Origin of the sequence: Kitasatospora sp. NPDC056076 (genome assembly GCF_042266305.1) — a bacterium.
Classification (GTDB): Bacteria; Actinomycetota; Actinomycetes; order Streptomycetales; family Streptomycetaceae; genus Kitasatospora.
On record NZ_JBHJWG010000005.1, the window covers coordinates 105,232 to 119,246 of the forward strand.

A 14,015-nucleotide genomic window follows, 5' to 3' on the forward strand; every position below is an offset into this window, starting at 1 on the left:
GGCGTGTCGGGGTCAGGCCGTCGGCGGTGCCCAGTGGGCGTCCGGGGCGGAGACCCGGTGAGCGGTCAGCGCGGTGGCCAGCAGCAGGAGGGCGGCCAGGGCGAGGGCCGTGGCGGGCCGCCCGTGCAGGACCAGGGCCGCGCCGGCGAGGCCGCCGAGCAGCATCGCGAGGGCGGAGAGGATCCGCCGCCCCGGGCGCGGGGCGGTGCCCCCGGCCGGGGCCGAGTCGGCGGCGAGGCCGGTCAGGGTGAGGGTCAGCACGGTGGTGGTCAGGTCGGGCACGCCCAGGCGCCTGGCCACGGCGTTCTGCAGGCCCATGCCGAGGCCGAGCAGGACGATCAGCGCGTAGTTCTTTTCGTCGCCCGCGCCGCCGTCGGCCAGGGCTGCGGTGACGGCGGCGGCGGCCGTCAGCACCGTCTGGACTCCGGCGGCCCGGGCCAGCAGCTGCCCGCGGTGGCCCGCCAGGCGGCTGCCGAGCCGCCCGCCGGCGAGCGCGCCGGTCAGGAAGGCGGCCAGCGAGACCAGCGAGGCGGGGGCGGACAGCCCCGGGGCGCCCGCGAGCGAGAACCCCAGGAAGACCACGTTGCCGGTCATGTTCGCCACGAAGACGTGCCCGAGGCCGAGGTAGCTGACGGCGTCGACCACGCCGGTGGCCATGGTCAGCAGCAGCATCAGCGGGGGCAGCGGCCCGTGCCGGTCCGTGCGGGGCGGGGCGAGCGTCCGGCGGACGTCAGCCAGCAGTTCGCGCACCGGCCGTCACCCCCTCCGCCGTCGGCGGGCGGTGCAGGACGGCCCGGGTGAGCAGCCCGCTGGCCGGGCCGAGGAGGAGGCATGCGAGCGACAGCCACAGCGGCCAGGCGGTGAGGCCGACCGCGTGGTCGGCGGACCACCGGCCCGGCCCGGTGAGGGCGAGCGACCCGGCGACGACGACCAGCACCAGCGGGTACTCGTAGCCGTCGTCCTGCACCCAGAGTCCGTGCGGCCGCTTGACGGTGATCGCCACCGTCATCACGCCCATGGCGACCATGGCCGCCAGCGGGGTGAGCGCGCCCAGGGCCAGGAACAGGCCCGAACCGATCTGCCCGGCGCCCGCGGCGAGCGCGGTCAGCCGCCCGCCGGCGAAGCCGTCGTGCCGGAACTCCTCCGTCCCGCCCGCCAGGCCGTTGCCGCCCAGGCGGTGGCTCACCTTCTGTACCCCGTGGCCGGCGATGAGCAGGCCCACCACCACGCGGAGGATCAGCAGTCCGGTATCCGTCATGTCCTGTTCCTGGTCCCTGTGTTCCTGGTCGTTGTGTTCCGGTGTCCCCGAGGTGGGGTCAGCCGGCGGCGTGCTCGCCGATGACGGCCTGGGCGTAGACGACCCCGAGGCCGTAGGCGCCGGCGTGCTCCTTGACGATCTCCATGACGGCGCCGTAGGTCTCCGTCCGGGCCCAGTCGCGCTGGAGCTCCAGCAGCACCTGCACCCAGGTGACCGGCACGGCGCCGGCCTGGGTCATCCGCTGGATCGCGTGCTCGTGGGCCTCGGGGGAGACGCCGCCGGAGGCGTCGGTGACGACGTAGACCTCGTAGCCCTGCTCGATCATCGACAGCACGGGCAGGACCAGGCAGACCTCGGTCCACAGGCCGGCTATCACGACCTTGCCGCGCCCGGTGGCCTTGACCGCCTCGACGACCGCCTCGTCCTCCCAGGCGTTCATCGAGGTGCGGTCGAGGATCTTCGCCTCCGGGAAGACCGCGCCCAGCTGCGGCAGCAGCGGACCGGAGAAGGACTCGGCGGCGACGGTGGTGAGCACGGCCGGGACGTCGAAGGCCCGGGCGGCCTTGGCGAGGCCGACGGTGGCGTTGATGATCGCGGTGCGGTCGCCGCTGCCGGTGCCGAAGAACATCTGCGGCTGGTGGTCCACGAACAGCACGACGGCGTTGTCAGGGGTCAGCAGGTCGGGGCTCGGGGTGGCGCTGACCTGGGTCAGGTCGACCATGGTGGTGGTCCTTTCGGTGCGGGCCGGAGGAGTCCGGCGCGTTTCGGGAGGTCCTGCGCACGGTGGTCCGTGGCGGAGGTTCGGGGGAGCGGTGCGGTCAGAGCACGAAGCAGGGGTCGAAGGGCTGCTGCCGTTCGGCCGCCAGGCCGCGTTCGACGCGCCAGTGGCGGTGCAGCTCCGACTCGGCGACGACCTGTCCGAGCAGCTCCGCCTGGCGGGCGCCCGCGCCGGAGGCCTGGTAGCCGCCGAAGCGGGCCACCGGGCTCCAGGCCGGGCTGACCGGCGGGAGTTCCTCGTCCAGGCCCTCGTACTCGGCCGCGGCGTGGACGATCCGGCCGCCGACGACGGTCAGCACGGACTCGATGTGCGGGATGTCCTGCTCGGGCACGGTGAAGTAGTCGTCGGTCAGGACCGCCAGGTCGCCGTAACAGCCGGGCCGCAGCACGCCCTTGACGTCCTGCTCGCCGGTGAGCGCGGCGCCCGCCGTGGTGTACATCGCGAGTGCGGTCGCGCGGTCGACCCGGTTCTGCGCGGGCCGCAGCGCCCGGCCGCCGACCGTGCGGCCGGAGACCAGCCAGTGCAGGGCGACCCACGGGTTGTACGAGGAGACCCGGGTGGCGTCCGTCCCGGCGGCCACGGTCAGGCCGCGGTCCAGCATCGCGCGGATCGGCGGGGCCTCGGCGGCGGCGCCGGGGCCGTAGCGGCGCTCGAACACCTCGCCCTGGAAGGAGAGCCGGTTCTGGACGGACAGCGAGCCGCCGAGCGCCGCGATCCGGTCGAGGCTGTCCGGGGAGACGGTCTCCGCGTGGTCGAAGAGCCACCGGTTGCCGGCGGGGAACAGTCCCTCCGCGGCGAGCTTCTCGAAGACCGCGAGGTCGCGCCGGATCGTCTCGTCGTAGGTCGCGTGCAGCCGGAAGCCCCAGCCGTGTTCCATGAGCAGCCGGACGGCCTGCTCGAACTCGCCCTCGTAGTCGCCGAGTTCCGGTCGCGGCTCGGCGAAGTTCTCGAAGTCGGCGGCGGCCCAGGTGAGGTTCTCGCCGGCGCCGTTCAGCCGCAGCCACGCGTCGCCGTCCCCGGGCCGGACGGTCCCGATCCAGCGGGTGAGGTCGTCGAGCTCCTGGCCGGCGGTCTGCGGGAACAGGTGGTAGGCGATCCGCAGCGAGAGCTGTCCGTCCCGGGCGAGTTCGGTCACCGTGCCGTAGTTCTCGGGGAAGTTCTGGAAGCCGCCGGCGGCGTCGATCGCGGAGGTCAGCCCGAAGCGGTTCAGCTCGCGCAGGAAGTGCCGGGTGGAGGTGCGGCGGTCCTCGCCCTCCAGGGCCGGGGCCTTGGCGAGCGTCGAGTAGAGGATCAGGGCGCTCGGGGCGGCCAGCAGCATGCCGTTGGGCTCGCCGCCGCGACCCCGGACGATCTGGCCGCCCTTCGGGTCCGGGGTGCGCGCGGTGAAGCCGGCGGCCTTGAGCGCGGCGCGGTTGAGGACCGCGGACTGGTAGAGGTGGAGCACGAACACCGGGGTGTCCGGCGCGGCCTCGTTCAGCTCGGCGGGGGTCGGCAGCCGCCGCTCGGCGAACTGCTCGGCGGACCAGCCGCCCACGACGCGCACCCACTGCCCCTTCGGGGTGCGGGCGGCCTGCTCCCGGAGCATCGCGAGCGCCTGGCGCAGCGACCGCACGCCGTCCCAGCGCAGCTCCAGCACGTAGTTGAGGCCGCCCCGGATCACGTGCAGGTGCGCGTCGTTGAGGCCGGGCACCACGCGTCGGCCGAGCGCGTCGACCACGGTGGTGGACGGGCCGATGACCGGGGCGACGTCCGCGTCCTCCCCGACGACGGTGATCACGCCGTCGCGGACGGCGAGGGCGCCGGCCCGGGGGCGGCGGGCGTCGCCGGTGTGGATCCTGGCGTTGCGGACGACGACGTCGGCGGCGTCCTCGACGGAGCGGGGCGTCAGCCCGCCGACCGGCATTGCAGGCACCTCGGAGGCCTCCTGTCACAGGGGTTGGGGTGGCCGCCCGGGGGTGGGCGGCGGAGGGCGGCGGCCGGGCGGGGCGGGCGTTGGCCCGGCGTGCCCGATCACGTGACAGAACGTTAGATCCGTTGCAGGGCAAGGAGTTTGCGCAGAGTGCACCGCCTCCGTTCCGTCCGCGCACCGCTGTCCCTGGAACGGTTCCGTACGGGCCCCGGAACGGCCGGGGCCCCGGCCCCTCTGCCGTCCGGTGGGACGGGGAGGGGCCGGGGCCCGGGGCCGGGACCGGCCGTGCGGTCACTTCGCGAGGAAGGCCAGCAGTGCCTCGTTGACCTCCTCGGCGTGGGTCCACAGCAGGCCGTGCGGAGCACCCTCGATCTCCACGTACTCGGCGGAGGGCAGGGCGCGGTGGAACGGCCGGCCGGTGCTGTCGATCGGCAGGATGCGGTCGGCGGTGCCGTGCACGATCAGGGCCGGCACGTCGATGCGCGGGATGTCCGCGCGGAAGTCGGTGTACCAGGTGGACGGCGCGGCGGCGGAGGCGTGGGAGCCGCTGGCGGCCGCGGTGTTCCAGCTGTTGCGGACGGCCTCCTCGCTGATCCGGGTCCCGAGGTTCTCGTCCAGGTTGTAGAAGTCGCGGAAGAAGGCGGTGAAGTAGGCGTAGCGGTCGGCCTTCACGGCCGCGACGATGCCGTCGAAGAACTCCTGCGGGGCGGCGCCGTCCGGGTTGTCGGCGGTCTTGAGCAGGCAGGGCTCCAGCGAGCCCAGGAACGCGACCTTGGCGATGCGCGCGGAACCGTACGCGGACACGTAGCGGGCGACCTCGCCGGTGCCCATCGAGAAGCCGACCAGGACGACCTCGCGCAGGTCGAGGGTGTCCAGCACGGTCTTGAGGTCGGCGGCGAAGGTGTCGTAGTCGTAGCCGGTCGTGGGCTGCGAGGACCGGCCGAAGCCCCGGCGGTCGTAGGTGATCACCCGGTGGCCGGCGGCGAGCAGCGCGGCGCTCTGCCGCTCCCAGGAGTGCCCGTCGAGCGGGAACCCGTGGATGAGGACGACCGGCTGCCCGGAACCGTGGTCCTCGTAGTACAGCTCGACGGGTGCGGAGTTCTCCTGGCCGACGGTGATGAACGGCATGGGCGGTGCTCACTTTCTCTTGCGTGCAGCGTGCAGCGTGCAGCGGGCAGCCGACGGTCGGTGCGGCTGCGGTGCACGACACGCTAGGGCCGGTCGCGCCGGGCCGGTTGCCGCTGAGCGCACCGCGTGTTGCCCGGCAGCGCCGCCGAAGGTGCCCGGCCCGAGCGGGGCGCGTTCGCGGGCGGCGCGGACGGCGCGGACGGACGGTGCCGCGGGTGTGGGGGTCGGCGGGTGGCCGGATCGCCGGGGTGCGGCGGCGGGAAAGTGACTTGATCGACCGTCACATTCAGTGAAAGCGTGGACGCGTTCTGTGGTGATCGCGTGGCCGTCGGTAGCCCTACGGCCACCGGACGTGAGGTGGCGGCTTGGCGGAGCAGCAGCACTTGGCGAAGGTCTACGGCGACCGGGCCTACGTGCACACGACGACGGTGCGGCACCAGGGGAGCACGGTCGCGTTCGCGATGGACGAGCAACGGCGCCTCGTCTACAGCGTCCTGGACCTGTCCCGGCACGACGAGGCGAAGGGCGAGGCCGACGCGGCCTACTGGTCGGAGGACCCGCTGACGCTGCGCTTCCCGGCCGAGGTGGCCCGGGTCGGCTACGCGGTGGCGGGCTCGGTGCGGATGCCGGTGGTCAAGCGCGGAGGCCGGGTGGAGGCGGACGCGGCGGAGCGGCTGGAGGAGCAGGAGCTGGACCGGTTCCTGTCCAGCACCGCCCGGCTCGGCGCCGCCGCCCCCTTCCACGTCGTCTCCGACGGCACCCACGTCTACGTGCTGCGCCAGTCGGTGCGGGCCGACCACCCGGACGCGGTGTTCCGGCTCGCCGACGGCACCGGCTCCTCCGGCGACCCCGCCCGCACGGACTACCTGGCCACGGAGGGCGGGCGCAAGGTCGCGGTGGTCGACGCGACCCTGTTGTGCGACCGCTTCGTGCTGGCCGGCGGCGAGTTGAAGCCGGTGCTGGAGGTCCGCTACCGCCGGAGCCGGCACAAGGACCGCCCGGACTCCGCCAAGGACAGCCTCGGCACCCAGGACATGGAGGGGCGGCCGTTCGTCGAGCCGACCCAGGAGCTGTCCTTCGTCCGCAACCTCTCCGAGGGCCGCTTCGCCGCCCTGCTGGTACCCACCGCCGTGCACGGCCGGGAGCGCTGGCAGGTCTTCGCCCACAACGACGCCACCGGCCGGATCGACGCCTTCAGCATCCAACGCAGCCGGGACGGCCTCTTCGACACCCGGGGCACCCAGGCCTGGACCAGCCCCGACCCGCGCCACCGGAACGCCGTCTACGAGAGTGCGCCCGGCACCTGCCCGTTCACCGGCCGTCCGCTGGTCCCCGCCGAGGACGGGGGCGGCCGGGCGGGGACGGCGCTGCGCTTCGACGGCGTCGACGACCTGGCCGAACTGCCGAGCAGTGCCCTCGACCTGGCCGACTCCGACTTCACGGTGGAGTTCTGGGCCCGGCGCACCGCCACCGGCGGCCGCGAGGACTTCCTGATCGGCCACGGCGCCGCCAAGGGCGTCCGGCTGCGCACCCTGCACATCGGCTTCCGCAGCGACGACACCTTCACCTTCGCCTTCTACGGCGACGACCTGAACATCGCGCAGCGCATCACGGACACCGACTGGCACCACTGGGCCTGCGTCTTCACCCGGGCCACCCGCGAGCAGATCGTCTACCGCGACGGCGTCGAACTCGGCCGCCGCACCACGGACATGCCGTACGCCGGCCTCGGCGGACTCACCCTGGGACGCGCCATCGGCTCGTACGGGCGCGGAGAGCTGGACGAGGTCCGGATCTGGCTGCGCCCGCGCGGCGGCGCGGAGATCGCCGCCGACCGCGGCCGCCGGCTGATCGGCAACGAACCCGGGCTCGCCGTCCACTACCGCTTCGACGAGGGCTCCGGCACCACCCTGCACGACCAGACCGACCACGCCCGGCACGCCGCGTTGAGCGGCGGCCCCGCCTGGGTCACCTCGGACGCCCCCGTCGGCGAGGACTCCGGGGTGAGCCGCAGCAGCTTCGCCTTCACCGGGCGCCGGGTGGTCTCCGGCCTGTCCGCGCTGCTGCACCACCAGCAGGAGGCCGCGCCCGCCGGCTACGACCAGGCGTCCAAGCCGGTCAAGCGCCAGGCCAGGGTGCTGCTCGCCTGCACCACCGGCGGGCCCGACCCGGTGACCGGCCGGGCCACCGACGAGGCCTACGTCGCCACCGTGGACCTCGGCGTGGGCCGGGACGGCAGGCTGGCCCAGGTGCCGGAGGAGCTGGCGCTGCCGGTGCTGGCCGCGCCGGAGTCCAGCGGGACGGTGGACGCGGCCGGGGAGGTGGACGCCCAGGTGGCGAAGCTGACCCGGGACGTCGCCGCCACCGAGGCCGAGATCACCCGACTCCAGCTGGAGACCGCCGAGATCCCGGAGGTCGAGCGCCAACGCGCCGAGGCGCGCACCGCGCTGGAGAACGATCCCACCTACTGGCGCTACCGGCTGCGGTTCAAGCTGCAGAAGGACGGCAAGGACCAGTACCTCGCGGTGGAGGGCGACAGCAAGGACGGCGCCGCCACGGTCGTGCGCACCGCCGACCGGAAGGCCGCGTCCACGCTCTGGACCTTCGAACAGACCGGCACCACGCTCAACGGCTTCCCCTGCTACTTCGTCCGGAACGCCAACTCCGGCCTCGACATGAACGTGGCGGGCCGCGACACCGGCAACGACGCCCGCCTCATCCAGTACCGCCGCGAGGCCGACAACGACTTCACCCACTTCGCCCTCGACACCTTCAACGGCTACAGCCTGGTGGTGCGGGGCAGCCGCAAGCCGATCACCGCCCGGGACAGCCAGGGCGACCGCGTGGTCCAGTACGAGTACCAGGCGGCGAACGCCTCCGGCGAGAGCATCCTGATCCTGGAGCGAATCGACAACTCGCTGCGGACCAACCCCGCCACCGACCGGCTGAACCGGCAGATCTCCGAGCTCACCCAGCGCCTGGAGCTCCTCGGCACCAAGCAGGACCGGCTCGCCCAGCTGCGCCGCGACCTGGCCGCCCAGCAGGCCGGGCTCGCCGCCAAGCGGGAGGAGCTGGGCCGGCTCACCGGCGGGGTGCGCGGCTCCGACGACATCGCCCTGCCGGTGCCGCAGCTCACCGTCGACCGCACCGGCCTGAGCGGCTCCGGCGCGCTGCTGGGCTTCGCCCGCGCCGCCGACCGCCCCTTCCTGCTGGACAGCGCCACCGGCAACGTCGTGCTCTACTTCCGGGGCTCCAACGGCCAGTTCTTCGCCGCCTACTACGACAGCCAGGTGCTGCGCTCCTCCCGGCAGCTGGCCGCCGGCGCGCGGACGGTCTCCTTCACGGCCCGGGACGCGGGCACCGACCTCACCGGGACGGGGATCACCGTCGAGGCCGGGGACGGCCCGACGCAGGTCACCCTCACCATCCGGCACGGCGGGCAGACCGAGAAGTGGTCGCACCTGCCCCGCCGGGCCGAGGACTTCGCCGCCGTGGTCAACGGCGCGGCCGAGCAGCCCGTCACGATCGGCTCGGTCCTGCGGATCGACGGCGACGTGGTGCAGTTCACCGAGGGCACCCTCGCCCCGCTGGCCGGCCCCGGCTTCGTGACCGTCGGCGGCCACGGCTTCCGCTTCGAGGGCAGCCACCCCGCCGGGTCGAAGTCGCTGCGCCTCGGCGCGGGTGCGGAGCCGGCCCTGTTGAAGCCCGGGATGAGCGTGCAGCGGGTGCGCTACGACCACCGCTGGTCCGAGTCCTCGCAGCCCGGCAGCACCCTCGCCGAGGGCTCCCGGCTGATCACCGTCGACCCCGGGGGCCTGGCTGAACTGCCCCTGGGCAGTGCGGACGGCCTGGCGCGCGGCCACGGCGGGCGCTGGCGGGCCGACATGCCGGGCCGGGCCTACGCCTTCGACGGCAAGGGCCGCTTCCTGGCCCTGCCCGCCGGGCAACTGCCCCGGGCGGCGACCCCGGGCGACCTCACCCTGGAGACCTGGGTCAACCCGGAACGGGCCGAGGGCCCGGCGCGGCTGCTGCACGCCAGCGCGGGGGACACCCCGTACGGCCTCGGCCTGCTCGGCACCCGGGCGACCTCCGGGCTGGTCTTCGACGGCGTGGACGACGCGGCCGTGGTGCCCGGCGCCTTCGGCTTCGGGGACGGCGACTTCACGGTGGAGTTCTGGGCCCAGCGCACCACGATCGACAGCCGGTCGCACTACGTGCTCGGCCACAGCGGCGACCAGGGGCGCGACCGCGAGAGCCTGCACATCGGTTTCCGCTCCAACGGCCGCTTCACCTTCGCCTTCTACGGCGACGACCTGGACACCGCCCAGGTGTTCGGCGACACCAAGTGGCACCACTGGGCCTGCGTCTTCCAGCGCGAGACCCGCCAGCAGGTGATCTACCTGGACGGCCAGGAGATCGCCCGGCGAACCGCCGACGCGCCGTACCGAGGGCAGGGCCGGTTCTCGCTGGGCGCGGTGCCCTGCTGGCCCCGTGAGTTCGCCTCCGTCCGGCTGGACGAGGTGCGGCTCTGGTCCAAGGCGCGCGGCGGCGACGAGCTGCGGGCCGACCAGGGGCGGCGGTTGAGCGGCAGCGAGGCCGGGCTGCTCGGCTACTGGACGTACTCGGCACCGGAACCCGGTGCGCAGGCCGTGCTGGCCGATCGCTCCGGGAACAACCGGCACGCCGAACTGCGCGGCATGCCGACCCCCGTCCCGGCGCGCTCGCCGGTCGCGGACGGCGGCTACCGGGCCGTCGCGTACGTCGGCGACCGCCGCGTGGTCAGCCGGGAGACCTTCCCGCTGCGCGAGTGGAGCCACCTCGCCCTGGCCTACCAGCAGTCCTGGGCGGTCGAGTTGACCGGCGACGCCTATCTCGACGTCCCGGACGACGACGCGCTGGACATCGCCGACGACCTGACGCTGGAGGTGTTCGCCCGCGTCGACCGCCTCGGCGAGACCCAGGGGCTGCTCTCCAAGGGCCGCACCGCCGACGGTGTCGGCGGCAGCGTGCCGTACCGGTTGGCCGTCCTGCCGGACGGGCGGCTGGAGTTCGCCTTCGAGGAGCCCGACGGCCGGGCCGTGCGCTTCACCTCCACCGAGGGCGTGAAGGCCGGGCAGTTCCACCGCATCGCCGTGGTCCGCAAGGGCGGCCGCTCGATGCAGGAGCAGAAGGGCACCAGGCAGATCACCGCGACCGGCGCTGACGGCAAGCCGGTCACCCAGAGCGTCGAGCTGGTCGAGTCGCTGGCCGTGCGCGAGTGGCAGGACATCCGCTTCCACCTGGACGGCCGGGAGATCGGTGCCGGCCGCTACGAGGGGGCCGGGCCGCGCGGCAACGACGCGCCGCTGGAGCTCGGCCGGGCCCGCGAGGGCGTCACCGTCCAGCAGCTGGCCGGGGTGCTCGCCGAGGTCCGGATCTGGGGCGCCGCCCGGGACGCCGCCCGGCTCGGCAGCGCCGTCACCGCCCGGGACCGCGGCCTGGTCGCGCACTGGCGCTTCGAGGAGAACGCGGGCAGCACGGCCGCCGACGCCACCGGCTCGCACCCGGCGCGGCTGCGCGGCGCCCGCTGGGTCCGCAACCCCGACCCGCGCGGCAGCGTCTTCCGGCTGTACCGCAACGGCGTCGCCGTGGCCTGCGACCCGGCCGGCACGCCGGGCCTGCCCGACACCGCCGCCTTCGCCGAGAACGGTGACGCCCAGCTGACCCTGGGCGCGGTGCTCAAGCGGGGCAAGCCCGTCGAGGCCTTCGAAGGCGTGCTGGAGGAGGTGCGGATCTGGCGCACCGCCCGCACCCACGAACAGCTGCTGGACAACCTGTTCACCCGGCTCAAGGGTGAGAAGGAGGACCTGGTCGCCTACTGGCCGTTCGACCGGGACTCCACCGAGGCGGGCACCGCCCAGGTCCGCGACGAGGGCCTGCGCGGCAACCACCTGGAGTTCGGCCCGGAGGCCACCCGCCCGCGCACCGTGCTCTCCACCGCCCCGGTCTCCAACGACGCCGCCCAGGTCCGCTCCGCCCTGGCCGGCCTGCGCAACGCGTTCCACCAGAGCGTCTCGGCCGCCCCGGCGGTCGCCGAGTACGCCGACATGCAGTACGGCTCGCGCGGTGAGGCCTTCGGCGTCCTCAAGCGCGCCTACAGCTACCTCCAGGACGGCCGCTGGCACCTGGTCACCGGCTACAAGGTCGGCGAGCTGGTCAGCGAGTGGGTCAGCCAGGTCCAGTTCGACCCCCAGCTGATCGGCTACGTCGAGGGCGCCCCGCCGATCCCCTCGGAGAACCTCACCGCGGGCCTGACCGACCCGGGCAGCGACACCTTCGAGGGCGCCTCCACGGTCAAGCTCACCGAGGCCGAACAGGTCGTCCGCTCGCTGTCCTCCGCCAAGGAGCGCAGCGTGGACGCCGCCTTCGGCTTCGCGCTCTCCAACGAGGTGGACGTCGACGTCTGGATGATCACCGCGCCGCTGGGATTCGGCATCGCCAAGTCCATCGCCAAGGGCGGGGTCTCGGCGAGCGTGCGGGGCAACCTGGAGTTCTCCAACAGCTGGGCCGAGGACACCTCCGTCTCCCAGGGCGAGAACACCGCCCGGACCACCAAGGTCTCGCTCACCGGCCACTGGGAGGACCCGGGCCGACTGCTCAACCCCACCGCCGGGCGCAGGTACGTGCCGGCCAACACCGGCTTCGCCGTCGTGCAGTCGCAGACCGCCGACGTCTTCGCGCTGCGCCTGGCGCACAGCGGCGCGCTGGTCGCCTACCGCATCCAGCCCAACCCCGACATCCCCAAGGACTGGAACGTCGTCCCGTTCCCGATCAACCCCCGCTACACCAAGCAGGGCACCCTGGACGGCACCGTCGGCTTCGACGAACGCGGCAAGGTCGCCGACCCCGACTACCGGGGCGGCCGGGAACGGGGCGAGTACAGCTACTTCAAGCCCCGCGAGGCGTACGCGCTCAAGCGCCGCATCCAGCGCGACCAGCAGCGCCTGCACAGCTACTACGACAGCGTCTCCACCGAGACCCACGCCCCCGACCCGCTCGCCCAGAAGGCCGGCCGGGTGCTCGGCGGCGCGATCGGCGCGGACGCCGCCCCGGCCCGCGGCCGGGAGAGCGCCGACAGCGCCACCGGACAGGGCTTCTCCCGCCGGGACCTGGTCAACACCTACGTCTGGACGGCCGCCGGCGGCTTCTTCGCCGAGACCACCGAGACCACCGACGTGGTCAGCGAGACCACGGCCGGCTCGTACTCGCTCTCCGGCTCGGTCGGCACCTCCATCGGCACCTCCTTCCAGATCGCTGGCATCGGCATCGGCGCCCAGCTCGACGCCTCCGTCGGCGGCGGGATGACCGCCACCCGGGCGCGCGGCAAGGAGGCCACCCGCTCCTTCGGACTGGAGGTGGAGGTCGCCCCCAGCAGCAACCTCCAGAGCTACGACACCGACCGCAACCCGGTCTTCGACCGGGACGGGAACCCCGTCAAGGTGCCCGGCAAGGTGGACGCCTACCGCTTCCTCAGCTTCTACCTCGGCGAGGACAGCGAGCACTTCGACAGCTTCTTCCACAAGGTCGTCGACCCGGTCTGGCTGGAGAACGGCAACGACCCCAACGCGGCGGCGCTGCGCCAGGCCCGCCAGGCGGACCGCAAGCCGCCGTGCTGGCGGGTGCTGCACCGGGTCACTTTCGTCAGCAGGGTCCTGCCCGACATCCCGCCGGCCGACGCGCCCCCGCTGGAGAAGGCGATGCGGCAGCTGGATGTGGAGAGCAACTACGAACTCGTCCGCCGCCTCGACCCCTACGTGAAGTCCGCCGCCACCGGCCTGCCCGAACTGGCCGAGGCCACCCGGGCGACGCTGGCCCGGGAGTTGCCGGAGCTGCTTCCGCACGCCGCCGACGTGATCGGCTTCCTCGCCCAGTACTACGGCGTGGACGCCTGAGCCCGGTCGGTCCCCCGGGACGGGACCGTCCCGTCCCGGGGGACCGCCCGGGCCCGTGCCGAGGGCTCAGCGGAAGTAGTGGCCCGATTCGAGGTCTTCGAGCAGCCCGGGGCCGGTGGGGTGCCAGTCGAGGAGGTGCTGGGTGAAAGTGCTGGAGGCGGGCTGGTCGACGGCGAGGATGCCGCCGAGGAAGCCGAAGTCCTCGGCCGGGGCGGCGGCCGTCGGGAGGGAGAGGTGGCGGCCGATCACCGCGGCGATGTCGCGGGTCGGTACGCCCTCGTCGCCGACGGCGTGCAGCATCGAGCCCGACGGGGCCTGCTCGGCGGCCAGGCGGAACAGGCGGGCGGCGTCGCGCACGTGGACGGCCGGCCAGCGCTGGGAGCCGTCGCCGACGTAGCCGGAGACGCCCTTGGCGCGGGCGGTGGTGACCAGCTGGGCGATGAAGCCGTGGTCGCCGTCGCCGTGGACGGTGCGGGGCAGTCGGACGACGGAGGGGCGCACGCCGCGCTCCGCCAGGGCGAGGACGGCCGCGGCGTTCTCCTCGCGGCCCGCCCCGAGGGAGCCGGGGGCGCTGCGGTCGTGCTCGGTGGCCGTCCGCCCGGGTGCCGCCGGTGTCCCGTGGGCGACGACCAGGGGCTTGCCGGAGCCTTCGAGGGCCTCGCCGAGGGCCTCGGCCGCGCGGGCGTCGGTGCGGATCGAGGCGTCGAAGGCGGTGAAGTCGTGGACGAAGGCGAGGTGGATGACGGCGTCGGCGGCGGTGGCCCCGGCGCGCAGGGTGTCCAGGTCGGCGAGGTCGCCGCGCAGGACCTCGGCCCCGGCGGCGGCGACGGCGACGGCCGAGGCGTCGGACCGGGCGAGCCCGGTGACCCGGTGGCCGGCCTTGATGAGTTCGGGGACGACGGCGGAGCCGATCCAGCCGGACGCGCCCGTGACGAACACCCGCATGACAGAACCTCCGGAAGAGTGATGTCAGTGACTGTCGTCAGGCTAGCAGTGATGTCAGGGACTGTC

General features: G+C 74.0%; 7 protein-coding genes. 1 reads left to right on the plus strand and 6 read right to left on the minus strand.

What is annotated here, in order from left to right:
* Positions 1–12 precede the first annotated feature (12 nt).
* From ACFC1T_RS06175 to ACFC1T_RS06195, 5 genes are all read right to left on the minus strand, one after another.
* Complete coding sequence (locus ACFC1T_RS06175; RefSeq protein WP_375884201.1) at positions 13–750, minus strand: YoaK family protein; 738 nt, start codon at positions 748–750, stop codon at positions 13–15.
* Entirely contained in the window at positions 731–1,258 is a 528-nt protein-coding gene (locus ACFC1T_RS06180) for a DoxX family protein (protein ID WP_375884204.1), read from the minus strand. Before ACFC1T_RS06180 ends, ACFC1T_RS06175 begins: the two co-directional genes overlap by 20 nt.
* 58 nt (positions 1,259–1,316) lie before the next feature.
* Positions 1,317–1,979: a hydrolase gene (locus tag ACFC1T_RS06185; protein WP_375884207.1), complete on the minus strand. Its 663-nt coding sequence runs from the start codon at positions 1,977–1,979 to the stop codon at positions 1,317–1,319.
* Between the two features lie 97 nt (positions 1,980–2,076).
* The gene (locus tag ACFC1T_RS06190) at positions 2,077–3,939 is read right to left on the minus strand and encodes an amidohydrolase (RefSeq protein WP_375884459.1); all 1,863 of its coding nucleotides are present in this window, start codon (positions 3,937–3,939) and stop codon (positions 2,077–2,079) included.
* Between the two features lie 297 nt (positions 3,940–4,236).
* The gene (locus ACFC1T_RS06195; protein ID WP_375884210.1) at positions 4,237–5,073 is read right to left on the minus strand and encodes an alpha/beta fold hydrolase; all 837 of its coding nucleotides are present in this window, start codon (positions 5,071–5,073) and stop codon (positions 4,237–4,239) included.
* Positions 5,074–5,438: 365 nt separating this feature from the next.
* Between ACFC1T_RS06195 and ACFC1T_RS06200 the strand changes: the two genes are divergently transcribed.
* The gene (locus ACFC1T_RS06200) at positions 5,439–13,004 is read left to right on the plus strand and encodes a LamG-like jellyroll fold domain-containing protein (protein WP_375884212.1); all 7,566 of its coding nucleotides are present in this window, start codon (positions 5,439–5,441) and stop codon (positions 13,002–13,004) included.
* A gap of 66 nt (positions 13,005–13,070) precedes the next feature.
* Here the strand turns inward: ACFC1T_RS06200 and ACFC1T_RS06205 are convergent, their stop codons facing one another.
* Complete coding sequence (locus ACFC1T_RS06205) at positions 13,071–13,949, minus strand: SDR family oxidoreductase (protein WP_375884214.1); 879 nt, start codon at positions 13,947–13,949, stop codon at positions 13,071–13,073.
* Positions 13,950–14,015 lie beyond the last annotated feature (66 nt).